At 64.4% G+C, this 22,681-nt stretch carries 16 protein-coding genes and 1 pseudogene; 6 read left to right on the top strand and 11 right to left on the bottom strand.

The window, feature by feature from the left end:
• A partial coding sequence (locus VKR55_RS17700) for an acyl-CoA dehydrogenase family protein (protein WP_324405263.1) occupies positions 1-1,166 on the bottom strand: 1,166 nt, incomplete at its 3' end.
• A gap of 338 nt (positions 1,167-1,504) precedes the next feature.
• On the opposite strand from VKR55_RS17700, the gene VKR55_RS17695 reads away from it, so the two are divergent.
• The 3 genes from VKR55_RS17695 (at position 1,505) to mtnA (ending at position 3,931) form a co-directional block, all read left to right on the top strand.
• Positions 1,505-1,777: a phosphopantetheine-binding protein gene (locus VKR55_RS17695; protein WP_324405261.1), complete on the top strand. Its 273-nt coding sequence runs from the start codon at positions 1,505-1,507 to the stop codon at positions 1,775-1,777.
• A gap of 154 nt (positions 1,778-1,931) precedes the next feature.
• Positions 1,932-2,834, top strand: a complete 903-nt coding sequence (locus VKR55_RS17690; protein ID WP_324405259.1) for an S-methyl-5'-thioadenosine phosphorylase — start codon at positions 1,932-1,934, stop codon at positions 2,832-2,834.
• Positions 2,831-3,931, top strand: coding sequence for an S-methyl-5-thioribose-1-phosphate isomerase (gene mtnA, locus VKR55_RS17685; protein ID WP_324405257.1), 1,101 nt, complete (start codon positions 2,831-2,833; stop codon positions 3,929-3,931). Before VKR55_RS17690 ends, mtnA begins: the two co-directional genes overlap by 4 nt.
• 104 nt (positions 3,932-4,035) lie before the next feature.
• On the opposite strand, the gene VKR55_RS17680 is transcribed toward mtnA, so the two are convergent.
• Positions 4,036-4,668 (bottom strand): HAD-IA family hydrolase, encoded by a 633-nt coding sequence (locus tag VKR55_RS17680; protein ID WP_324405255.1) that lies wholly within the window; start codon positions 4,666-4,668, stop codon positions 4,036-4,038.
• Between the two features lie 109 nt (positions 4,669-4,777).
• On the opposite strand from VKR55_RS17680, the gene VKR55_RS17675 reads away from it, so the two are divergent.
• Positions 4,778-5,539 (top strand): S1 family peptidase, encoded by a 762-nt coding sequence (locus tag VKR55_RS17675; protein ID WP_324405254.1) that lies wholly within the window; start codon positions 4,778-4,780, stop codon positions 5,537-5,539.
• 114 nt (positions 5,540-5,653) lie between these two features.
• Entirely contained in the window at positions 5,654-7,162 is a 1,509-nt protein-coding gene (locus tag VKR55_RS17670) for a flavin-containing monooxygenase (protein ID WP_324405253.1), read from the top strand.
• A 182-nt stretch (positions 7,163-7,344) separates the two neighbouring features.
• Here VKR55_RS17670 and VKR55_RS17665 read toward each other — a convergent pair whose 3' ends face one another.
• From VKR55_RS17665 to VKR55_RS17655, 3 genes and pseudogenes are all read right to left on the bottom strand, one after another.
• Positions 7,345-8,838, bottom strand: coding sequence for an HWE histidine kinase domain-containing protein (locus VKR55_RS17665; protein WP_324405252.1), 1,494 nt, complete (start codon positions 8,836-8,838; stop codon positions 7,345-7,347).
• Positions 8,839-8,852: 14 nt separating this feature from the next.
• Positions 8,853-15,059, bottom strand: a pseudogene (locus tag VKR55_RS17660) (HAMP domain-containing protein); the annotation flags it as partial.
• Positions 15,060-15,374: 315 nt separating this feature from the next.
• Positions 15,375-16,205: an MlaD family protein gene (locus VKR55_RS17655; RefSeq protein WP_324405251.1), complete on the bottom strand. Its 831-nt coding sequence runs from the start codon at positions 16,203-16,205 to the stop codon at positions 15,375-15,377.
• A 144-nt stretch (positions 16,206-16,349) separates the two neighbouring features.
• On the opposite strand from VKR55_RS17655, the gene VKR55_RS17650 reads away from it, so the two are divergent.
• Positions 16,350-17,183, top strand: a complete 834-nt coding sequence (locus tag VKR55_RS17650; RefSeq protein ID WP_324405250.1) for a phytanoyl-CoA dioxygenase family protein — start codon at positions 16,350-16,352, stop codon at positions 17,181-17,183.
• Between the two features lie 314 nt (positions 17,184-17,497).
• Here the strand turns inward: VKR55_RS17650 and VKR55_RS17645 are convergent, their stop codons facing one another.
• From VKR55_RS17645 to VKR55_RS17620, 6 genes are all read right to left on the bottom strand, one after another.
• Positions 17,498-18,223: an ABC transporter ATP-binding protein gene (locus VKR55_RS17645; protein WP_324405248.1), complete on the bottom strand. Its 726-nt coding sequence runs from the start codon at positions 18,221-18,223 to the stop codon at positions 17,498-17,500.
• Entirely contained in the window at positions 18,220-18,969 is a 750-nt protein-coding gene (locus tag VKR55_RS17640) for an ABC transporter ATP-binding protein (protein WP_324405247.1), read from the bottom strand. The genes VKR55_RS17645 and VKR55_RS17640 overlap by 4 nt, the downstream gene beginning before the upstream one ends.
• Positions 18,969-19,973, bottom strand: coding sequence for a branched-chain amino acid ABC transporter permease (locus tag VKR55_RS17635; protein ID WP_324405246.1), 1,005 nt, complete (start codon positions 19,971-19,973; stop codon positions 18,969-18,971). The genes VKR55_RS17640 and VKR55_RS17635 overlap by 1 nt, the downstream gene beginning before the upstream one ends.
• Complete coding sequence (locus tag VKR55_RS17630; protein ID WP_324405245.1) at positions 19,970-20,839, bottom strand: branched-chain amino acid ABC transporter permease; 870 nt, start codon at positions 20,837-20,839, stop codon at positions 19,970-19,972. Before VKR55_RS17630 ends, VKR55_RS17635 begins: the two co-directional genes overlap by 4 nt.
• Before the next feature lie 41 nt (positions 20,840-20,880).
• A complete protein-coding gene (locus tag VKR55_RS17625) occupies positions 20,881-22,134 on the bottom strand; it encodes an ABC transporter substrate-binding protein (RefSeq protein WP_324405244.1) in 1,254 nt (417 codons plus the stop codon).
• A gap of 110 nt (positions 22,135-22,244) precedes the next feature.
• On the bottom strand, positions 22,245-22,681 hold a 437-nt coding region (locus VKR55_RS17620), incomplete at its 5' end, for an aspartate dehydrogenase domain-containing protein (RefSeq protein WP_324405242.1).

Raw genomic sequence — 22,681 nt, 5'->3', positions numbered from 1 at the left:
AGGATGCGTTCGTTGTTGATCATCAGCGGCGACGACAGCACGTCGCGCAGCAGGCGTCCGACCGAGAATTCGCCGTCATTGCGATAGCCGGCAAGCCCGCAGGCGCGCATCGCGCTCATCACCGTCTGCACAGCAAGTTCGGAGGCCTCGACCTTGAGCAGGTTGATCGAGGACTGGAAGTCGATCGCCGACAGCGCGCGGTCGTCATGCTCGCGCGCGGCATAGTTGTCGAGGTTGGCGGTGATGATGGCGCGCAGCTTTGCCAGCGACATCTTCGCCGCGGTGAAATGCGCAGCGCCCGGCGGCATCTGGCCGCCCGCCCCGCGCGCCGCCTTGCGGATGAAGCGCTGGGCGCGATCGACGGCGGCAGCCGCAATGCCGGCCCAGACCGAGGACCAGCAGAGATGCGCGACCGGCGTCATGGTCTGCGCATGGATCTTCTCGTAGGCTTCGGGGAAGACCTGCTCCGCGGAAGCCTTTGCTTTCAGCTCGAAGCCCGCGCTGCAGGTACCGCGCATGCCGAGCGTCTCCCAGGCGAGGCTACGCTCCAGCGTGTAGTTTTCCTTGGTGAGGGCGAGCAGCACCTGGTCGGAGGACGCTGCGTCGCTGCTGCGGCGGGCGATGGTGACGATGCCGTCGGCTTCGGCGCCGTAGGAAATCACGGTGGCGTTGCGGTTGAGCGAAATCTCGGAATCATTATGTTCGACCGCGGCGGCGGAAGAGCGGATGTTGCCGCCGTTCTGGCCCTCGGTGGTCGAGGACGCCAGCAGCAACTGCTCGGCGGCGACGCGGCGCATCAGGTGTTCATGATAGGCGCTGCCGCTGCCGTGGCGCACGAGGCAGGCGACCTTGGTCTGATGCATGGCGAAGATCATCGCAGCCGACGAGCAGGCGCGGCCGAGCGTGTAGCACATCTCGGTGATGTCGTAGATCGAGGCGCCGAAGCCGCCGAACTCGACCGGGATCTGGGCGCCCAGGAGTTTCCGCTCGCGCGCCGCGTCGATGGCGGCCTTCGGAAAACGTCCGTTCCGGTCGACGTCGTCTGCCTCGGCCGCGGCCACGGCGGCGACGCTTGCGGTCCGCTCCACGAAGGAGTGGCCGCAGTCTAGCAGCATGGGCTCGGAGGTTTCGTGTGCGTGACGAAAGCTCGCTTCCTGGACGTTCATGTCTCGACGCCTCCGGGGTTGATCGCTGTGAGCAACGCTGCTGTTCGCGCGATGCCGTATCGATGGTCCGATTGTGTTTGCGATTTGCGACCAAGGGTATGGATTTAATTCAAATGCGTCGATCAGATTCAGGGTAAACGGCCTCAATTCGAGATCGACGGTTAATCCGATGTTCCTTAATGCCGGAGATTTCCGGCATTGCGTTAGCGTTAAGGAAAGAATGCGCATTGTCTCAAAGCTTGAGTCACTGTTTTTCAAAACTTGCCGGAGTTATATCGGCGCTGGCTCCGCGCTTAAGCCTGCCGAGCAAGGCTCAAGACATCAACGGATTTTCGAGAATGCAGAAACTTGACGCCGACATTCGCAACCGCGTCGTTGCCCTGGTCACATCGATCCTCGAGCAGAATTCGATCACCCTGAAAGTCACGCCCGATGCGCGGCTGGTCGATATCGGTCTCACCTCGATGGACATGGTCAATCTGATGCTCGGCATCGAAGCCGAATTCGATTTCATGATCCCGCAGGATCTGATCACGCCGGAGAATTTCCAGTCGGTCGAAACGCTGGAGCGCCTCGTCGCCGGCGAGCTCGCCGCCGCACGGGCGGCTTAGCTCATTCCGTCATTCCGGGGCGATGCGCCAGCATCGAACCCGGAATCTCGAGATTCCGGGTTCGCGCTCCGCGCGCCCCGGAATGACCGTGCAGCACTGTTCCAAATCCCCCGCAAAACTGGCATAGCTCAAGCCCTTCGTCAGTGGAGTGAGCATGGCAAAGGCGGTCCTCGGCATCATCGGTGGTTCCGGCATTTACGACCTGCCGGGCCTTGAGAACGCGCGCGAGGAGGCGATCGCGAGCCCCTGGGGCGAACCGTCGGCGCCCGTCCGGCGTGGCACCATCGCGGGGCTGCCGATCGTGTTCCTGCCGCGCCACGACAAGGGCCATCGGCTCTCGCCCTCCGACATCAACTACCGGGCCAATATCGACGTGCTGAAGCGTGCCGGCGTCACCGACCTCATTTCGCTGTCGGCCTGCGGTTCCTTCAAGGAGGAACTGCCGCCCGGCACCTTCGTGCTGGTGGACCAGTTCGTGGATCGCACCCACAAGCGCGAGAGTTCGTTCTTCGGCAAGGGCTGCGTCGCCCATGTGTCGATGGCGCATCCGGTCTCGCCGCGGCTCGCCGGCCATCTTGGCGCGGCGGCCGACGCCGAGGGCCTCGCGATCGCGCGCGGGGGGACCTATATCTGCATGGAGGGGCCGCAATTCTCGACCTATGCCGAGAGCATGACGTACAAGAATCTCGGCTATTCGGTGATCGGCATGACCAACATGCCCGAAGCCAAGCTCGCCCGCGAAGCGGAAATCTGCTACGCCACGGTGGCGATGGTGACGGATTTCGATTGCTGGCATCCGGGTCACGACGCGGTGACTGTCCAGGACATCATCCGCGTGCTCACCTCGAATGCCGACAAGGCGAAGGCGCTGGTGGCGCGGCTCGCCCGGGATTTTCCGAGGGAGCACGAGCCGTGCCCGATCGGCTCGGACCGCGCGCTGGACACGGCGTTGATCACGGCACCGGAGGCGCGCGATCCGGCGCTGTTGAAGAAGCTCGATGCGGTGGCCGGGCGCGTGCTTGGAACGAAACCTGCAACGGAAATCGGCGTGCCATGAAGGTCGACGGCAAGCATTTTCGCAGCATCTGGCGCGACGGCCGGACGGCGCTTGCGATCGATCAGCGCCGACTGCCGCATGAGTTCATCGTCACGCGGCTGACCACCTGCGCGGACGCGGCAGAGGCGATTCGCACCATGCTGGTGCGCGGCGCGCCACTGATCGGAGCGACCGCGGCCTACGGCATGGCGCTGGCGATGCGCGACGACCAGTCAAATGAGGCGATCGATCGCGCCTACGAGACGCTGATTGTAGCGAGGCCCACAGCGATCAATCTGAAATGGGCGCTGGAGGAAATGCGCCGCGTGTTGCGGCCGCTGCCGCCGTCTGCACGTATCGATGCCGCCTACGCCCGCGCCGACGATATCGCCGAGGAAGACGTCGTCATCAATCAGGGCATCGCGCAGAACGGCCTGGCGCTGATCGAAGCCATCGCGGCGAAGAAGCCGGGCGAGACGGTCAACGTGCTGACCCATTGCAACGCCGGCTGGCTCGCCACCGTCGATTGGGGCACGGCGACCGCACCGATCTATCTGGCGCACGACCGCAGTATCAACGTCCATGTCTGGGTCGACGAGACGCGTCCGCGCAATCAGGGCGCTTCGCTGACGGCGTGGGAGCTTGGCCATCACGGCGTGCCGCACACGGTGATCGCCGACAACACCGGCGGCCATCTGATGCAGCATGGCAAGGTCGATCTCGCCATCGTCGGCACCGATCGCGTCGCAGCCAATGGCGACGTCTGCAACAAGATCGGCACTTATCTCAAAGCGCTCGCCGCGCACGACAATGGCGTGCCGTTCTATGTCGCGCTGCCCTCGCCGACCATTGATTTCAGCGTGTCGGACGGCGTCACCCAGATCCCAATCGAGCAGCGCAGCGCGGAAGAGGTCACGCACATGACCGGCCGCACCGCCGACGGCCGGATCGAGACGGTGCGCATCGTGCCGGAAGGATCGCCGGCCGCGAATTACGCCTTCGACGTCACGCCGGCGCGGCTGGTGACCGGACTGATTACCGAACGCGGCGTGCTTGGTGCGAGCCGCGCGGCGCTGGCTGCGGCATTTCCGGAGCGGATCGCCGCGGCTGCGGAGTAGCCGCTTGCTCCGTCATTGCGAGCGAAGCGAAGCAATCCACAATGTTTCCACGGCGGCAGTCTGGATTGCTTCGTCGCTTCGCTCCTCGCAATGACGAGCAGTATCTACTGCAGCTTCAACCCCGTCGCAGCTTCCAGCTCCGCCAGCGCCTGCGGTGCACTCGACACCTTGATCGTGGTCATCCCCATCTCGCGCGCAGGCTTCAGGTTGACGCCGATATCGTCGAGATAGACGCATTTGGTGGGATCGACTTTCAGCGCGTCGATCATCATCCGGTAGATGCGCGGGTCGGGCTTGCGCAGACCGATCTTGGCGGATTCGATCACATGGTCGAACAGCACCATAACCTCGGCAACGTAAAGCGAGCGGCCGCTCAAGCTTCCGATCGCGTTGGCCGGCAGGTTGTTGGTGATGCAGCCGGTCCTGCACTGCGCCTTGATGCGCTTGAGCGCCTCGACCATCTCGGGACGCAGATCGCCCTGCAGCAGCGGCAGCACGTCGCGCCCGCGGACTTCGGCGCCGAGCGCGCGGGATTCCTCGGCGAACAACTGATCGAAGGTCTCGACATCGACCTCGGCGCGCTCGAACTTCGCCCAGGCGTTTTCGAGATGGTTGGCGGCATTGGTGCGGCGGATGATATCGATGGGCAAGCCGCGCTCACGCTCGAACCGCGCAAAGGCCTCGAACGGCGAGGTGGTCAGCACCCCGCCAAAGTCCCAGATCACCGCTTCGATCATCGTCCCCTCAAGCCGTGGTTTCTGGGCCCCCCGCTAACATGGGCCGTGCATCTCCGCCAGCCCATCTCGCGCTTGGCGCGCAACGCCGTCCGGGCTATGGCATGCAGCCATGAAGAGATTGCCTTTCCTCGCCGCTGCCGTGGCGCTGCTTGCTTCCACACCGGCTTGCGCCATCGTCGGCGGCGCAGAGCCTGCGGCAGGGGCAATCAGCCATTCCGTCGTCACCATCGTCGGCTCGCGCGCCACGTTCTGCACCGGCAGCCTGATCGCCCCGAGCCTCGTGCTCACCGTTGCGCATTGCGTGCAGCCCGGCGCGGACTATAAGATCGTGCGCTATGGCGCGGACCGCAAGCCGGAGCTGGAGGACGTCAAGTCCGTCGCCATCCATCCCGGCTTCAGGATGGCGGAGATGCTGGCGCACCGCGCCACCGCCGATGTCGCGCTGTTGCGTCTGGTCATTCCGGCAAGCGGAAAGATTCCCGCGCGGCTCGCCACGCCGCGAGCCCCGCTCGCGCCTGGCAACCCCTTCACCATCGCCGGCGTCGGCGTGACCATCCGCGGCGACGGCAGGAGCGCGGGCATCATTCGCGCGGCTCACCTGGTTGCGACCGGCAAGCCCGGCACCTTGCAGATCCGCCTCGTCGATCCCGCCGGGCATGGCACGCAGGCCGGACTCGGGGCCTGCACCGGCGACTCCGGCGCGCCCGTCTTTGAGGATCAATCGGCCGGGTCCGCCATCATCGGGGTCGTCTCCTGGTCCACCGGGCCGAATGGCAGCGCGGGCTGCGGTGGCCTCACCGGCGTGACGCCGCTAACGCTTTACCGTGACTGGATTTTGCAGACGGCGCGGCAATGGGGTTTCGCTCTGTGAAATCCGAGGCGTGAAATCAAACACCGTTTGATTTTTTGCCTTGCGTGAACGTGCCTTGACCGGAGCCCGCAAATAAGTCCAGCTTGCTTCAACCTTCACGCAAAGACCATCACGATGAATGTAGAAGCCGCCCGCAAGACCTTTGCTTCCGCCGAACAGGCCACCGAACATTTCGACGTGCTGATTGTCGGCGCCGGCATTTCCGGCATCGGCAGCGCCTATCATTTGACCAAGCAATCGCCGGGCACGAGCTTCGTGATCCTGGAAACGCAGGAAACTTTTGGCGGCACGTGGTGGACGCATAAATATCCGGGTATCCGCTCCGATAGCGACCTTCACACCTTCGGCTACAGCTTCAAGCCATGGGTCGGACCGCCGATCGCGACCGCGGCCGAAATCCTGTCTTACATGCGCGAGGTGATCGAGGAGAACGGCCTCGCCAAATACATCCGCTACAAGCACCGGATCCTGAAGGCGAGCTGGTCGAGCGCGACCAATCTCTGGACCATCGAGGCCGAGAAGACCGACAGCGGCGAGCCCGTCACGATCACGGCGAATTTCCTGTGGATGTGCCAGGGCTATTACCGGCACTCCGAAGGCTACGCGCCCGAATGGGAGGGCATGACGGATTTCAAGGGCCGCATCGTGCATCCGCAAACCTGGCCGGATGACATCGAGCTCAAGGACAAGCAGGTGGTGGTGATCGGCTCGGGCGCGACCGCCGCGACGCTCATTCCCAACATCGCAGACAACTGCGCGCATGTCACCATGCTGCAGCGTTCGCCGACCTTCTTCCGGCTTGGCCGCAACGCCATCGAACTTGCCGAGGAGCTCAGGCGGCTGCAGGTGAAGGAGGAATGGATTCATGAGATCGTGCGGCGGAAGATCCTGTTCGAGCAGGATGCCTTCACGCGCCGCTGTCTCGCCGAGCCCGAGCAGGTCAAGAAGGAGCTGATCGGCCAGATTTCAGCCGTGCTCGGTCCCGACTACGACGTCGACACGCATTTTACGCCGCGCTACCGGCCGTGGCGGCAACGCATCGCCTTCGTGCCGGATGCGGATTTCTTCCACAGCGTCAAGGACGGCAAGGCCTCTGTCGTCACCGACGAGATCGAGCGCTTTGTCGAGAACGGCATTTTGCTGAAATCAGGCAAGCGGCTTGCCGCCGACATCATTGTGACAGCGACCGGTTTCAATCTCAGTATCCTTGGCGACATCGACTTCGCCATCGATGGCCTGCCGCTCGACTTTGCGGAGACCGTCACCTATCGCGGCATGATGTTCACGGGCATTCCGAACATGGCCTGGGTGTTCGGTTATTTCCGCGCAAGCTGGACACTGCGCACGGACCTGGTCGCTGAATTCGTGATCCGGCTGCTCACGCATATGAAGAGGAAGGGCGTGCGCAAGGTCGTGACGGCGCTGCGGCCTGAGGACCACAACATGCCGCTGCTATCCTGGATCGATCCGGAAAACTTCAATCCGAACTATCTGATGCGCGACATGCACCGCTTGCCCAGGCGCGGCGACAAGCCGGAATGGCAGCACAGCCAGGATTACTGGGCCGAAAAGGACCAGTTTCCGGCGATCGATCTCGACGACAAGGCCTTTGTGTATAGCTGAGTGACCGCAGCCGGCTGCCGCACCTTCGGTGTCGTCCCCGCGAAAGCGGGGATCCATAACCACAGGCGGATGTTGCAGGCTCGTCATTGCGAGGAGCGAAGCGACGAAGCAATCCATACCGCCTCGGTGGAGCTATGGATTGCTTCGCTTCGCTCGCAATGACGGCGTGGCGGTCCTGCAGCCTACGCCGACTTCAGCGCCTGCTCCACAGCCCGGCCGATGGTGGGGGCACGGGGGCTCGTCTCGCGCGAGGCCGCGATCCTTTTGAGTGGCATCGACAGGCAGCACACCAGGCCTTCGGCTCTCCAATCGAACTCGGCTCTGCCGCCAAGCTGCGATTCGATGCTGGCGATCACGCTGCGTGTTCCGAAGCCGCGCGAGGACGGCTGGGCGACGGGCGGGCCGCCGTGTTCCTCCCAGACAAGCTGCAGCGTCTCGCCACGCACGTCCCATTTGATCCTGAGCCGGCCGGACAGCGTCGAGAGCGCACCGTATTTGGCCGAGTTGGTGACGAGCTCGTGCAGCGCCAGCGCCAGCGTCTGCGCGGTGGCAGGCTGTAGCTGCAGCTCCGCGCCTTGCAACTCGATCTGGCCTCCCGTGGAGTAGGGCGCGAACTCCTCCTCCACCAGGCGGCCGATCTCCGCGCCCTCCCAGTTCGACAGCGACAGGATCGTGTGCACCCGCGCCAGCGCGCTGATCCGCCCCTCCACGGCCTGCATGTAGTCCTTGACGTCGCCGGCACGCGTCAGGCGGACGATCGATTGCGCCAGCGCCAGCGCATTCTTGGCGCGGTGATCGACTTCGCGCGCCAGCAGGTTCTGGCGTTCCTCGGCGCGCTTGCGCTCGGTGATGTCGATGGTCACGCCGCTCAGGCGGACCACGCGGCCGGTCTTGTCGAGGCTCGCGGCAGCGGAGCCGACGCACCAGCGCACGTCGCCATCCGGCCGCGTGATGCGGAATTCCGCCTCATAGGCGCGGCCGCCCCGTTCGAAATGGGTGATCACCCTGCGGAAGCCCTCGACGTCCTCCGGATGCAGCAGCGTCTGGATGTTTTCGGAGGTGACCTCGAAGGTCTTGGGATCGACGCCGAAGATCCGGTACTGGCCGGCGTCCCACATCCAGTCGCCGTTGATCCAGTCCCAGTCCCATGACCCCATCTTGCCGGCGGCGATCGCCATGCTGCGCCGCCGCTCGCTCTCCAGGAGTTGCGCCGTGGAGCGCTCGAGCTCGGCCGTGCGCGCACTGACGCGATCCTCAAGCTCGCTGTTGAGCCGCTCGAGCTGCCGCGTCTTGCGGTAGAGCTCGGCGAACACCTTGATCTTGGCGCGCAGCACTTCGGGCACGACCGGAACCGGAACGTAATCGACGGCGCCCATCTCGTAGCCGCGCAACCGGTCGATATCGCTGACCTGGATCGCGGAGATGAAGATCATCGCCGTCTTCTGGAAGCGCGGGTGCTCGCGGATCATGGCCGCAAGCTCGAATCCGTCGAGCTCCGGCATGCAGACATCGACCAGGATGACGGCAACTTCGTTCTTGAGCAGATATTCGAGCGCCTCGCGGCCGGAGGTGGCCACTGCAAGGTTCTCGCCGAGCTCCTTGAGTATCACTTCATAGGCGAGCAGCTTGGCCGGCTGATCGTCCACGAGGAGAATGTTGACCTTTTCATGCTCCATCGTCGTTCCGCCGATCAGCGATGTAGCCACATGCGAATGGCGAGCAGCAATTGCTCGGTGTTGACGGGCTTGGCGAGGTAGTCGGAGGCACCGGCCTCCAGGCATTTCTCGCGATCGCCCTTCATCGCTTTAGCCGTCAGCGCGATGATCGGCAATCTCCCGAACGACGGATTCAGCCGAATCGCGCCGATCGTCTGGTAGCCGTCCATCTGCGGCATCATGATATCCATCAGTACAATGGCGATTGCCGGGTTGGACTCGACCAGCGCCACGGCTTCGCTGCCCGTGGTCGCGGTGAGCACCTTCATGCCGCGCCGCTCCAGCACGCTCGATAGCGCGAAGATGTTGCGGGCGTCGTCGTCGACGAGTAGCGCGGTCTTGCCTACCAGGTCCTCGTCGGAGCTGTTGAGCTTCTCCAGCATTCGCTGCTTCTCGATCGGCAATTCCGTGATCACACGGTGCAAAAACAGTGACGTTTCATCCAGCAGGCGTTCCGGCGATTCCACGCCCTTGACCACGATGCTGCGCGCCATGGTGTGGAGTTCCGCGTCCTCTTCCGCGGAAAGCTCTCGGCCGGTGAACACCACCACCGGAACCGCGGAAAGTTCCTCGTCGCCGCGGATCCGTTCCAGCACCTCGAAGCCGCTCATGTCGGGCAGGCGCAGATCCAGCACCACGCAATCGCAGGGGTTTTCGCGCAGCACCGAGAGCGCGCCCGCGCCGGTGTCGGTCGAGACGATCTCGATGTCGTCGTGATGCAACAGCTCGCGGATCGAGAGCTGTTCGGCCTCGTTGTCCTCGACGATCAGGAGCCGCTTGCGGCGCGGCTTGGCGTATTCCTTGATCTGCGCCAATGCCGCCGCCACGCCTTCGGTCGTGGTCGGCTTGTTGACAAAGGAGAAGGCGCCGCGGGCGAGCGCATGCTGGCGGTCTTCGTCCAGCGTGATGATCTGCACCGGGATGTGCCGCGTCAGCGGATTGTGCTTGAGCTGGCTCAGCACCGTCCAGCCCAGCACGTCGGGCAGGAACACGTCGAGAGAGACCGCCGCGGGCTGATATTGCTTGGCGAGATCGAGCGCCTCGGCGCCGCGGGTAGCGACCAGCACCTTGAAACCCTTGTCGCGCGCGAGATCGATCAGCACCCGCGCGTAGTGCGGATCGTCCTCGACGATCAGCAGGATCGTGTCGCCCGGCTCGAGGCTGTGCCGGTCATCCAACAATTGCTCGATGACGCGCGGTTCCTGCGCCGACGCCTGCAGCGCCGGCGCCGCCGTATATTGCGGCGCGTTGGTACGCGGCGCGACCGTCGGTCCCGAATATTTGAGCGGCAGGTACAGCGTGAAAGTCGAGCCCTTGCCGGGTGCGCTCTTCAGATGGATTTCGCCGCCGAGCAGGCTCGCAAGCTCGCGGCTGATGGCAAGGCCCAGGCCCGTGCCGCCATATTTGCGGCTGGTGCCTGCATCCGCCTGCTGGAACGCCTCGAAGATCAGCTTCTGCTTCTCCGAGGGAATGCCGATGCCGGTGTCGGACACCTCGAAGGCGATCACGGCCGGCGCGCTGTTGAGCACGGGATGATCCGCGCTCCAGCCGCCCAGCGCCGCGGCGACATTGAGGCGCACGCCACCTTCGGCGGTGAACTTGAACGCGTTCGACAGCAGGTTTTTCAGGACCTGTTGCAGCCGCTTGGAGTCGGTAACGATGCTGCGCGTCAGATTCGAATCGACATCGACATGGAACGTGAGCTGCCGGTTGTCGGCTTCGTGCCTGAACGGGCGGCCGACCGTCTCCAGGAGGTTGGCGACCAGGATTTCCTCGGCGTCGACGGTGACGGTGCCGGACTCGATCTTGGAGAGATCGAGAATGTCGCTGATGAGGTTGAGGAGATCGGTGCCGGCGCCATGGATGGTGCGGGCGAATTCGACCTGCTTGTGGGTGAGATTGCCGTCGGGGTTCTCGGTGAGCTGCTGGCCCAGGATCAGGATCGAGTTCAACGGCGTCCGCAGCTCGTGGCTCATATTGGCGAGGAATTCGGACTTGTACTTCGAGGTCAGCGCAAGCTCGCTCGCCTTTTCCTCGAGCGCGCGCCGCGCCTGCTCGATTTCCTGGTTCTTGCGCTCGACCTCGACGTTGCGCTCGGCGAGCTGCTGCGCCTTCTGCTCGAGCTGCTCGTTGGTCTGCTGCAACTCGCGCTGCTGCGCCTGCAATTCGCCGGCGAGCTGCTGCGATTGCTTCAACAGGCCCTCGGTCTGCATCGTCGCCTCGATCGAGTTGAGCACGATGCCGATGGAGTCGGTAAGCTGCTCGAGGAAGGTCATCTGCGAGGTCGTGAACGAGCTCAGGGAGGCGAGCTCGATCACGGCCTTGACCTGATTCTCGAACAGCACCGGCAGCACGACGAGGTTGCGCGGAACGACGCGCAGCAGCGCCGAGTTGACCGGCACCACGTCGCCGGGGATGTTCGCGACCAGCCGCGGGCGTTTGTCGGACGCGCACTGGCCGACCAGCCCTTCGCCGAATTGCAGGGTCTGCTGGTGCGGGTAATTGCCGTCGTTGGCATAGGCCGCGAGCAGCCGCAGTTGCGGATAGTCCTCGTTCTCGACCTGGTAGATCACGCCCAGCTGCGCGTTCACCAGCGGCGACAGCTCGGTCAAGAGCAGCCGGCCGACGGTGGCGAGATCGCGCTGGCCCTGCAGCATGTTGGTGAAGCGGGCGAGATTGGTCTTGAGCCAGTCCTGCTCGGTGTTGACCTCCGTCGTGAGACGAAGGTTGGTGATCATCGTATTGATGTTGTCCTTGAGCTCGGCGACTTCGCCGCGCGCATCGACCTGGATCGAGCGCGTGAGATCGCCCTTGGTCACGGCGGTCGCGACCTCCGCGATTGCGCGCACCTGCGAGGTCAGGTTCGCCGCCAGAAGATTGACGTTGCCGGTCAGGTCCTTCCAGGTGCCGGCCGCGCCGGGCACGTTGGCCTGGCCGCCGAGGCGGCCTTCCACGCCGACCTCGCGCGCGACCGACGTCACCTGGTCGGCGAAGGTCGCGAGCGTCTCGGTCATGTTGTTGATGGTGTCGCCTAGGGCTGCGACCTCGCCCTTGGACTTCACGGTGAGGTTCTGCTTCAGATCGCCGTTGGCGACCGCGGTCACCACCTTGACGATGCCGCGCACCTGCTCGGTCAGGTTGGCGGCCATGAAGTTCACGGTGTCGGTCAGGTCCTTCCAGGTGCCGGCGACGCCGGGCACCTGCGCCTGGCCACCGAGCTTGCCTTCGGTGCCGACCTCGCGGGCGACGCGCGTCACCTCGCCGGCAAAGGCGTTGAGCTGGTCCACCATGGTGTTGATGGTGTTCTTCAGCTCGAGGATTTCGCCCTTCACGTCGACGGTGATCTTGCGCGACAGGTCGCCGCGCGCCACCGCGGTGGTGACTTCGGCGATGTTGCGGACCTGCGTGGTGAGGTTCGCCGCGAGCAGGTTGACGTTGTCGGTCAAGTCCTTCCAGGTGCCGCCGACGCCGGGCACGACGGCTTGTCCGCCGAGCCGGCCTTCGGTGCCGACCTCGCGGGCGACGCGCGTCACTTCGGCCGCGAACGAGCGGAGCTGCTCGACCATGGTGTTCAGCGTGTCCTTGAGCAGCAGGATTTCGCCGCGTACGTCCACCGTGATCTTCTTCGACAGGTCGCCGCTGGCAATGGCGGTCGCGACCTCGGCGATATTGCGGACCTGCGCCGTCAGGTTCGAGGCCATGAAGTTGACGTTGTCGGTCAGGTCCTTCCAGGTGCCGGCCACCTCCGGCACCTGCGCCTGTCCGCCGAGCTTGCCTTCGGTGCCGACCTCGCGGGCGACGCGCGTCACTTCGGAGGCGAACGAGTTGAGCTGGTCCACCATGGTGTTGATGGTGTTCTTCAGCTCGAGGATTTCGCCCTTCACGTCGACGGTGATCTTGCGCGACAGGTCGCCGCGCGCCACGGCGGTCGTCACTTCGGCGATGTTGCGGACCTGCGCGGTGAGGTTGCCCGCCATCGAGTTGACGCTATCGGTCAAATCCTTCCAGGTGCCGGCGACGCCGGGCACGTTGGCCTGGCCGCCCAGTCGCCCTTCGGTGCCGACCTCACGCGCCACGCGCGTCACCTCGCCGGCGAAGCGGTTGAGCTGGTCGACCATGGTGTTCAGCGTATCCTTGAGCTGCAGGATTTCGCCGCGCACGTCGACCGTGATCTTGCGCGAGAGGTCGCCGCCGGCGATCGCGGTCGCGACCTCCGCGATGTTGCGGACCTGAGCGGTCAGGTTGCACGCCATTGAGTTGACGGAGTCGGTGAGGTCTTTCCAGGTGCCGGCGACGCCGGGCACATCGGCCTGGCCGCCGAGCTTGCCGTCGGTGCCGACCTCACGCGCCACGCGCGTCACCTCGCCGGCGAACGCATTGAGCTGGTCCACCATGGTGTTGAGCGTCTCCTTCAATTGCAGGATCTCGCCCGACACGTTCACGGTGATCTTCTTCGACAGGTCTCCCTTGGCGACCGCGGTCGCGACCTCGGCGATGTTGCGGACCTGGCCGGTCAGGTTCGAAGCCATGGAGTTGACGCTGTCGGTCAGGTCCTTCCACGTACCCGCGACGCCGCGCACCAGCGCCTGTCCGCCGAGCTTGCCTTCGGTGCCGACCTCGCGGGCGACGCGCGTCACTTCACCGGCAAAGGCGTTGAGCTGGTCCACCATGGTGTTGATGGTGTCCTTCAGCTCCAGGATTTCGCCGCGCACGTCGACGGTGATCTTCTTGGACAGGTCGCCGTTGGCGACCGCGGTCGTCACCTCCGCAATGTTGCGGACCTGCGCCGTCAGGTTCGACGCCATCGAGTTGACGCTCTCGGTCAGGTCCTTCCAGGTGCCGGCGACGCCGAGCACGTTGGCCTGCCCGCCGAGCCGTCCCTCGGTGCCGACCTCGCGCGCGACGCGCGTCACCTCGCCCGCGAAGGCGTTGAGCTGGTCGACCATGGTGTTGAGCGTTTCCTTCAACTGAAGGATTTCGCCCGAGACGTTCACGGTGATCTTCTTGGACAAATCGCCGCCCGCGATCGCGGTGGCGACATCGGCGATGTTGCGAACCTGCGCCGTCAGGTTCGAGGCCATGAAGTTGACGCTGTCGGTCAGGTCCTTCCAGGTGCCGGCGACGCCCGGCACCTGCGCCTGGCCGCCCAGCTTGCCTTCAGTGCCGACCTCGCGCGCGACGCGGGTGACTTCCGAAGCGAACGAGTTGAGCTGGTCCACCATGGTGTTGATGGTGTCCTTCAGCTCCAGGATTTCGCCGCGCACGTCGACGGTGATCTTGCGCGACAGGTCGCCGCGGGCGACTGCGGTGGTGACGTTGGCGATGTTGCGGACCTGGGCGGTGAGATTGCCGCACATCGCGTTCACGGAGTCGGTCAGGTCCTTCCAGGTGCCGGCCACGCCGGGCACGATCGCCTGTCCGCCGAGCTTGCCGTCGGTGCCGACCTCGCGCGCCACGCGCGTCACTTCGGAGGCGAAGGAGCGGAGCTGGTCCACCATCGTGTTGATGGCTTCCTTGAGCTGCAGGATCTCGCCGCGCACGTCGACCGTGATCTTCTTCGACAGGTCGCCGTTGGCGACCGCGATCGTCACCTCGGCGATGTTGCGGACCTGGCCGGTCAGGTTGTTCGCCATCGAGTTGACGCTTTCGGTCAGGTCTTTCCAGACGCCGGTCACCTCCGGCACCTGGGCCTGGCCGCCGAGCTTGCCTTCGGTGCCGACCTCGCGCGCCACGCGCGTCACCTCGGAGGTGAACACGCTTAGCTGCTTGATCATGGTGTTGACGATGTTGGCCGATTGCAGGAATTCGCCGCCGAGCGGACGGCCGTCGACGTCGAGCTTCACGGTCTGCAGAAGGTCGCCCTGCGCCACGGCGGCGACCGCCCGCGTCACCTCGCGGGTCGGCCAGAGCAGATCGTCGATCAGGGTGTTGACCGAGCCTTCCATGTCGGCCCAGGACCCTGAGGCGAGCCCAAAGCGGACGCGCTGGCGGGTTTTGCCTTCGCGGCCGACCACCTGGCCGACGCGCTCGAGCTGTTGCGCCATGCGCTGGTTGGCGGCGACGATCTCGTTGAAGGTGTCGGCGATCTTGCCCTCGATCCCGAGATGGTCGCCCGTCATTCGCACCGAGAAATCACCGGCCCGCATCGCCTGCAGCGCGTGCAGCAATTCCTGCGCGGCGTCGGTCTTTCCGTTGCCAGAATGGGATTTGTCTCGTGTGCGCCGGCGCGTCGACGACGTGACGGAATCGAGATCACTCATAGTGCTCCCCCCAGCAGGTCGCAGCGGATTCGGAACCGGTACGAACGATCAAAGCGCGAGCCAAGCATTTGATCAAGCGGGAAGCAATCTGTGGCGAGCTTGGAACGCGCTTGAATTGACGCAACAGGCACAACAGCGCCGCGCCGTACGGGTTCCAATGGCTGTAAAACAGTCTCTGGAATCGGCAAGAAAGTTAACACCCGGTCATCCCGATTGGTTCCTTTGAGCGGAACCGATTTACTGTCGCCTCCGGGCCGTCGGCCGACGAGGTGGAGGCGCAGCAAGGGCAGACGGATTGATCTTGCGGGTGAAATTGTTGGCGCCGTCGGAGACGTCGGCCAGCATGCGGTGGCCTTCCTCCATGAAGGTCGCGGACTTCTGCCGGTAGGTGTCGGCGAGTTCGCTAAACGACTTCAGCTTCTCGAACAGCTCCTGGGCCTTGCCGTCGGCAAAGCCGGGGACGGCGTCGTTGATCTTCGCCATGGTGTTGTCGAAGCCCGCAAAGGCATCCTCGGTCTTGCTCATGATGCCGTCGATGGCCTCGCCCTTGTCCTTGAGCTCAGCCGTATAGGTCTCGAAGGAGCGCATGCCGCTCTTGATCGTCTCGCGGTTGTCGATCAGGAGATGGTCGACGTAGTGCAGGGTGTCGGTGATCGATTGCTGCTCGCTCCAGTCGGCGGTCAGAACAGGCACGCCGTCCTTGTCGAGCGGCGCCGGTGGGGCGCTCGGCGCGCCGCCGACCAGCGCGATGTCGGCCACCCCGGTCAGTCCCTGGAATTCGATGCCGATGGCGGTGTCCTTGCGGATCGGAGCGGCGTTGTCGAGCATGACGAGGGCGACGATCTTGGTCGGACTTTCCAGCTTGATCGACCGGATCCGGCCCGCGGGCACGCCATCGAAGGTCACCGTGCCGCCCTTGCGCAGACCGCTGGCGGAGCCGTTGAAGACGATGCGCAACGGGCTCTGGTTGCGCAGGCCGTGAACCCTTTCGAAGATCAAAAGCCCACCAAGCGCCGCGCCGATGATCGCCAGCGTCGTTGTTCCGACCACGAGGTTGGTTGCCCGCATGGCCCGATTTTATGACCAAAGTTCCGTGAACAAAAGGCAAATGGCAGTGCAGAACGGGACTTTTGCCGCTGCTTGACAGCACGCTGGGGCAGCGCCACGCTTCATTTGACCAGCGTCAAGAACAAGACTGGAGGAAGCAGACACGTGCCCAAGGTGCTGAGCGAGGCCGAGGTCGCCTCCTACCGTGACAACGGCTATCATTTCCCGATCGATGTGCTGTCCGCGGGCGAAGTCGCCACGTTTCGCAAGAAGCTCGAGGACTACGAGGCGACGAGCGGCGGCCCGATCAACGGCGAGATGCGCCATCGCAGCCATGTGCTGTTTGCCTGGATCGACGAGATGATCCGCCATCCCAGGGTCCTCGACGCGGTCGAGGATGTGCTGGGGCCGAACATCCTGTGCTGGAACACCAGCTTCTTCATCAAGGAGGCGCACGATCCCGGCTTCGTCTCCTGGCACCAGGACGCGACCTATTGGGGCCTGAGCTCGTCCGACGTCGCGACCGCCTGGATCGCGATGTCACCGGCCAACAAGGTGTCCGGCTGCATGAAGTTCGTCGCCGGCACGCATCGCCGGCAGGTCGCCCATCAGGACACCTTCGACAGGGACAACCTGCTCACGCGCGGGCAGGAGATCGCCGTCGAGGTGAACGAGCAGGACGCCGTGCATGTCGAATTGAAGCCGGGACAGGCTTCGCTGCATCACGTGCTCCTGTTCCACGGCTCGGAGCCGAACCGCTCCGACGAGCGACGGATCGGGCTTGCCGTGCGCTATATCCCGACGCATCTGAAGCAGGCGGTGGGCTCGCGCGACTGGGCGACGCTGGTGCGCGGCAAGGACACCTACCATCATTTCGAGCCGGCGCATGTGCCCAGGCGCGACCTCGAGCCGGAGGCGCTGGCTTTCCACAAGATGGTCTCGGAAGAGCAGGTCAAGGTGCTCTATCGCGGCACGGGGAAGACGGCGTATCGGGCGTAGCTCGTCATTGCGAGCGAAGCGAAGCAATCCAAGCTTCCTCCGTGGACACCGCGTGGATTGCTTCGGTCGCTTCGCTCCTCGCAATGACGGCGTAGAATCGTAGGGTGGGCAAAGCGACTACGTCCGCCGTAGCTCAACGAGCGAAGGCGGAAGCGTGCCCACCATTCCGGACGACGCCGGTTGCGAGACGGTGGGCACGGCGCAAGAGCACCTTTGCCCACCCTACGGTTCTGAAATTTGAGTCGGATCGTAGCCCGGATGAGCGAAGCGACATTTCGCTGCGCTCATGCGGGCTACAAACTATACCGGCTCCCTTACTCCGCCGCCGTCCACTCTTCTGCGGTGGCGCCTGCGAGCGAGCGGACGCGGGCCTCGTCAGCCGCGAGCTCCCGTGCCGATCCCGAATAGACCACCATGCCGTCATCGAGCACATAGGCGTCGTCGGAGATCTCGAGGCTCATTCGCGCATTCTGCTCGACCAGCAGCACCGAAATGCCCTCGTCCTTCATCTGCTTCACGATGCGGAACACCTCGCGCACGATCAGCGGCGCGAGCCCCTGCGAGGGCTCGTCGAGGATCAACAGCCGTGGATTGAGCAGCAACGCACGCGCGATCGACAGCATCTCCTGCTCGCCGCCCGAGAGCTGCCGCCCCCGATTGGACTTGCGCTCTTCGAGGCGCGGGAACAGCTTGTAGATGCGCTCGATGGTCCAGGGGCCGCTACGCTCCAGCGGCACCTTGAGGTTTTCCTCGACGCTGAGGTTCGCAAAAATGCGCCGACCCTCGGGGACGTAGCCGACGCCGTGCGCGGCGATCCGGAAGGTCGACCAGCGCGTGGTGTCCGCGCCGAAGATGGTGATCTTGCCCTCGCGCGCCGGCGTCAAGCCCATCAGGCTGCGCATCGTGGTGGTCTTGCCGGCGCCGTTGCGGCCGAGCAGCGCGGTGATCCGCCCCTCCGCGACGTCGAGACTGACGCCGTGCAGGATGTGGCTTTTGCCGTAATAGGTGTGCAGGCCCTGGGCAGAGAGTGCGATGCTCATGCGGCTTGTCCCAGATAAGCAGCCTGGACGGTCTCGTTGGCCGCGATTTCCTGTGGCGTCCCCTCTGCCAGCAGACGGCCCTGGTCGAGAACGCAGATACGGTCGGCGAGATGGAACACCACGCGCATGTCATGCTCGATCAGGATGATCGTATAATTCTGCTCGCGGTGCAGGCGGCGTATCAAGGTCGTGATCTCGTATGTTTCCTGGTCGCCCATGCCGGCCGTCGGCTCGTCGAGCAGCAATAGCCGCGGATTCTGCGCAAGCGCCATCGCGATTTCGGTGGTGCGCTGATCGCCGTGCGAAAGCTCGCCGACGAGCCGATCGGCCTTGGTGGCGAGCCCGACCATCGCCAGCATTTTGGCTGCAACGTCGTTGGCCCGCCGCGCGTCGTTCCGGTTCGGCAGCATGTGAAGGGTCTGTCCCGCCGCGACCTCGGCCGCGGTCAGGACGTTCTCATGGACCGTCAGCTCAGGGAAAATCTCGGTGATCTGGAACGTGCGTCCCATGCCCATTCCGACCCGCAGATGCGCCGGAACGTGCGTTACGTCCTGACCTTCGAGCCAGATCGAGCCGTTGGTGGGAGGAAAATACCCGCTGATCATGTTGAAGAAAGTGGTCTTCCCGGCCCCGTTCGGACCAATGATGGCGCGCAGCTCGCCGCGCGCAACGGACATCGACACGTCCCTGACGGCAACCAGGTTGCCAAACCGCTTTGTGACGTTGCGGACCTCGAGCATGGTCATTATTCGGAACCTCGCATGCGCCGCATTCCGAGCAAGCCGCGCGGGAAGAAGAGCACCACCAGCACGAAGATCGCGCCGACGAACGACATCCAGTTCACGGTCATCGAAGAAATGTAGTCCTGGAGCACAACGAAGACGGCCGCGCCGATCAGGGGCCCCCAAAACGACCGCATCCCGCCCATCACGCACATCACGACGAAATAGCCGGATAGGGAGTAGTGCAGCGCCAGGGGATCGGCGAAATTGTTGAGCAGCGCATAGAGCGTGCCGGCGAGGGCCGTCACGAAGCAGGAGATGGAGAACGAGAGCCAGATCTGCCGTTCGACCGGGATGGCCAGGAAGCGCGCCCGCCGCTCATTTTCCCGGATCGCCCGCAGGGTATGTCCGAACGGCGAGCGGATGAGAAGACCGAGCAGGCTCACAGCAACGGCGAACACAGCCAGCAGGAAAAGGTAAAATCGCGTCCCGCCGTCCGTGATGTCGAGCGTGAATGGGCCGAAGCCGATCGGCTCGCGGTGAAAATCGCGCAACCCGTCGAAGCCGCCCGTGAAGTCATTCCAGCTATAGGCGAGATAGTACCAGAGCTGACCGAACGCGATCGTGCACATCGCAAAATAGACGCCCCGCCGGCGCACGATCAGAAGGCCGAACAGGGTGCCGGCCAATCCGCCGAGCAGCGTTCCGGCCAGCATGGCGAGCGGCGTGCTATGGACGAGATAACGCAGCGTGAGGCCGGCGCCGTAAGCGCCAAGCCCGAAATAGGCCGCGTGGCCGAAGCTCAGCACACCGGTAAAGCCGAGCAGCAGGTTCAGCCCCATGGCGGCCAGTCCGAACACCAGCACGCGGCCTGCAAGCGCCGTGTACCCGCCGAGCAGCGGAAGCCAGAAGGGAACGGTGATCAAAAGGCCCCAGATGACGACCAGCATCGCCCAGCGCGGCAGCGCAAGAGGTTGCTTCGCGGCGGCGGCCGGCGCGGTGACGCTCGTGCTGGCGTCGGTACTCATGACATCATTCCTTCCTCACCCATCAGACCCCGCGGACGCACAAGAAGCACCAGCATCATGATGGCATAAATCACCGCCTCGCTCGCCGAGGGGTAGAACACGGTGGTCAGCGCCGCCGCCACTCCGATCAGCAGCCCTCCGACCAGCGTGCCGACCAGGCTGCCGACGCCGCCCACGATGATGGCGATGAAGCTCGGCATCAGCAGGTCGTCGCCCATGTTGGGATTGAGTCCGATCTGCCCGGCGGCGAGCACGCCGGCGAGGCCGGCCAGCAGGCAGCCCACCGCGAAATTGAATGTCCGCAGCAGGCTGATGTTGACGCCCAGCGAGGCCACGGTTTCGAGGTCGAGCACGCCGGCCCTGATGCGGACGCCGACCTTCGTGTAGCGCAGAAACGCGAAGAGACCGAGGACGGTCGCGATGACCACCATCACCATGAACACGCGATACCAGGTGATGAAGAACAGGCTGGAGCTGATCGGCTGCGACAGAAAATCCGGCAATCCCAGCGGCACGCCGTTGGGGCCCCAGATGTAGCGGGCGGCGTCCTGCATCACGAACGCAAATCCGAACGTGAGCAGGAGGCTGTAGACCGGATCCCGATTATAGACGCGGCGGATCATCAGCCTCTCGACGAGAAGGCCGATGAGCGCCGTAAGGAGCGGCGAGATCAGCAGCGCACCCCAGTATCCCAGCGCCGGCGACAGCGTGTAAGCGAGGTAGCCGCCGAGCGCCAGGAAGTTTCCGTGCGCAAAGTTGATCACGTTGCTGAGGTTCAGGATCAACGAGAGACCCAGCGCCATCAGGACGTAGAACGCACCAATGATGAGCCCGTTGGTGACGTTGAACAATATGACCTGGGTCATCCCTTAACCCCGCTCAGAACAATTCCAAACCGGCCAGACGATCAGGACGGCTCGACCATCTTGCACCCGGTGTCCGCCACCGAGCCTGCCGCCTGCTCACCCGAAACCAGCGTCGACGCGGTGAAGACGTCGTCGGGGCCGGACTTCGGCGGATGCGCCTGTCCGACAAAGATATTCGGCATCAGCTCGTGATCGCCGGCGCGGTAGCGCACCTTGCCGGGCTGCAGGGCGACCTCCGGCGGCAGCTCCATGTCTTCCATGGCTTTTGCCATCTTCGGGCCTTCCAACGACTTTGCGCGCTCCGCTGCGAGGCGGACCGAATGCATCGCCACGTATCCGAACCAATCGCGCGCCGACGGCGTCTTCTTGGTCGCGGCGCGGAAGTCGGCCACGAATTTGACGGCCTCGGGCACGTTGGGCTGATTCCACCACCATTCCATCGCCCACCAGCCGGTCTGCGCATCCGGCGGACAGGCCTTGACGCTTTCAAGCTCGAACAGCGCGCCGCCGAGCGCCATGTCCTTCTGCAGCCCGAACTGCACGACCTGCTTCATGCAGTTGATCTGCGTGAGGCCGCCCATGTTGTTCAGCAGCACGTCCGGCTTGTAGCCCTTGGCCTTGATCAGCGTCGCGGAGAAGTCCTGGTTGTTGATAGGCAGGTAATCGCCGTCGTAGGTGCCGCCGAGCTTCTTCAGCGCCTTGATGAACCCGTCCTGCAGCGAGTGGCCGTAGGCGTAATCGGGCGTCACGAAGAACCATTTCTTGCCGAACCGCTTCACCAACTCGGGCGTGATCGCCGCGGTGTCCATCGACGTAGTGTTGCAGACGCGGAACACATTCCAGTGGCAATCCGTGCCGGTGATCGTGTCGGTATGGCCGCCCGGCACGATGTGGAACACCTTCTTCTCGTTGGTGACCTGGCCCATCGCGGCGGCGATGCCCGAGTTCACGTCGCCGAGGATCACGTTCACCTGGTCGCGGTCGATCAGCTTACGCGTCTTCTGCACGCCGGTGCCGACGTCGTTGGCGGAGTCCTCGACGAGGAGCTCGACCGGGCGGCCGAGAATGCCACCCTTCTTGTTGAGCTCGGCCTCGGCGTATTTGGCGCCGTCGACCTCGCTCTGGGCCAGCGCGGAGAGCACGCCCGTGAGCGGGTTCACCATGCCGATCTTGACCGGCGTCTCGCCCCGCGCGGTCAGGATGAAGGGCGACGCGATCTGCAGGGCACCCGCCGCCACGCCGGCGCGCAGGATCGTGCGACGCGGAATCCGGCCCAATGCTGAAATTTTGCTCATGTGCTCCCTCCCAGACTGTTAATTCTCGAGCCTGCCATTCTTTAAGCGATGGTCAGGCGACGCACCTATATGCCTTGTGGTCGGCCCGCCGTCGAGAGGTTTTGGATTTGTCAGGTCCCGATGCGGAGCGGCTCGACCAGGCCCTTGAGGCAGGCGATGACGCTCAAGGGCGTGAGTTTGCCCGTGCGCGCATTGTCCTCGGAGGGCACGCCTTCGATCGTCATGGAGAAGCGGGCGCTGTCGGCCTCGACCTCGATCCGATGCGTGTTGCGCGTGAGCGCGGGATCGGCCCAGATCTCCAGCGTCGTGGCGTCGGGTCCGATACCCGCCATGCCCAACGCCGCCGCGACATTGACGTTCGCCGGAAATCCGCGCGCGCCCTCTCGCGCGGTGCCCGCGAACACCCGGATCGGTCCGGTGAGCCCCTCGAGAGAAATACGGTTCTGCTCGAGATAGGGCGAGCCTGCAAGGCTTTGCGGCGGCTTGCGCGTGATCATCTTGACCGAGCGGATGGTACCCTGCGCGGCGCCGCGCACCGCGTCGAGCC

This window comes from Bradyrhizobium sp. (genome assembly GCF_035309285.1).
Lineage (GTDB): Bacteria > Pseudomonadota > Alphaproteobacteria > Rhizobiales > Xanthobacteraceae > Bradyrhizobium.
The sequence above is the reverse complement of the archived record's forward strand: the minus strand, read 5'-3'. Positions and strand labels throughout refer to the sequence as shown.

What these genes read in the sequence shown, in the direction of transcription:
- VKR55_RS17690 (WP_324405259.1), top strand. Translation starts at nt 1,932, where the DNA reads ATGGCAAAGGCGGTCCTCGGCATCATCGGTGGTTCCGGCATTTACGAC.
- VKR55_RS17645 (WP_324405248.1), bottom strand. Translation starts at nt 18,223, where the DNA reads ATGAGCATCGCACTCTCTGCCCAGGGCCTGCACACCTATTACGGCAAA.
- VKR55_RS17625 (WP_324405244.1), bottom strand. Translation starts at nt 22,134, where the DNA reads ATGAGCAAAATTTCAGCATTGGGCCGGATTCCGCGTCGCACGATCCTG.
- VKR55_RS17665 (WP_324405252.1), bottom strand. Translation starts at nt 8,838, where the DNA reads ATGGAGCATGAAAAGGTCAACATTCTCCTCGTGGACGATCAGCCGGCC.
- VKR55_RS17670 (WP_324405253.1), top strand. Translation starts at nt 5,654, where the DNA reads ATGAATGTAGAAGCCGCCCGCAAGACCTTTGCTTCCGCCGAACAGGCC.
- VKR55_RS17680 (WP_324405255.1), bottom strand. Translation starts at nt 4,668, where the DNA reads ATGATCGAAGCGGTGATCTGGGACTTTGGCGGGGTGCTGACCACCTCG.
- mtnA (WP_324405257.1), top strand. Translation starts at nt 2,831, where the DNA reads ATGAAGGTCGACGGCAAGCATTTTCGCAGCATCTGGCGCGACGGCCGG.
- VKR55_RS17675 (WP_324405254.1), top strand. Translation starts at nt 4,778, where the DNA reads ATGAAGAGATTGCCTTTCCTCGCCGCTGCCGTGGCGCTGCTTGCTTCC.
- VKR55_RS17655 (WP_324405251.1), bottom strand. Translation starts at nt 16,205, where the DNA reads ATGCGGGCAACCAACCTCGTGGTCGGAACAACGACGCTGGCGATCATC.
- VKR55_RS17695 (WP_324405261.1), top strand. Translation starts at nt 1,505, where the DNA reads ATGCAGAAACTTGACGCCGACATTCGCAACCGCGTCGTTGCCCTGGTC.
- VKR55_RS17635 (WP_324405246.1), bottom strand. Translation starts at nt 19,973, where the DNA reads ATGAGTACCGACGCCAGCACGAGCGTCACCGCGCCGGCCGCCGCCGCG.
- VKR55_RS17630 (WP_324405245.1), bottom strand. Translation starts at nt 20,839, where the DNA reads ATGACCCAGGTCATATTGTTCAACGTCACCAACGGGCTCATCATTGGT.
- VKR55_RS17640 (WP_324405247.1), bottom strand. Translation starts at nt 18,969, where the DNA reads ATGACCATGCTCGAGGTCCGCAACGTCACAAAGCGGTTTGGCAACCTG.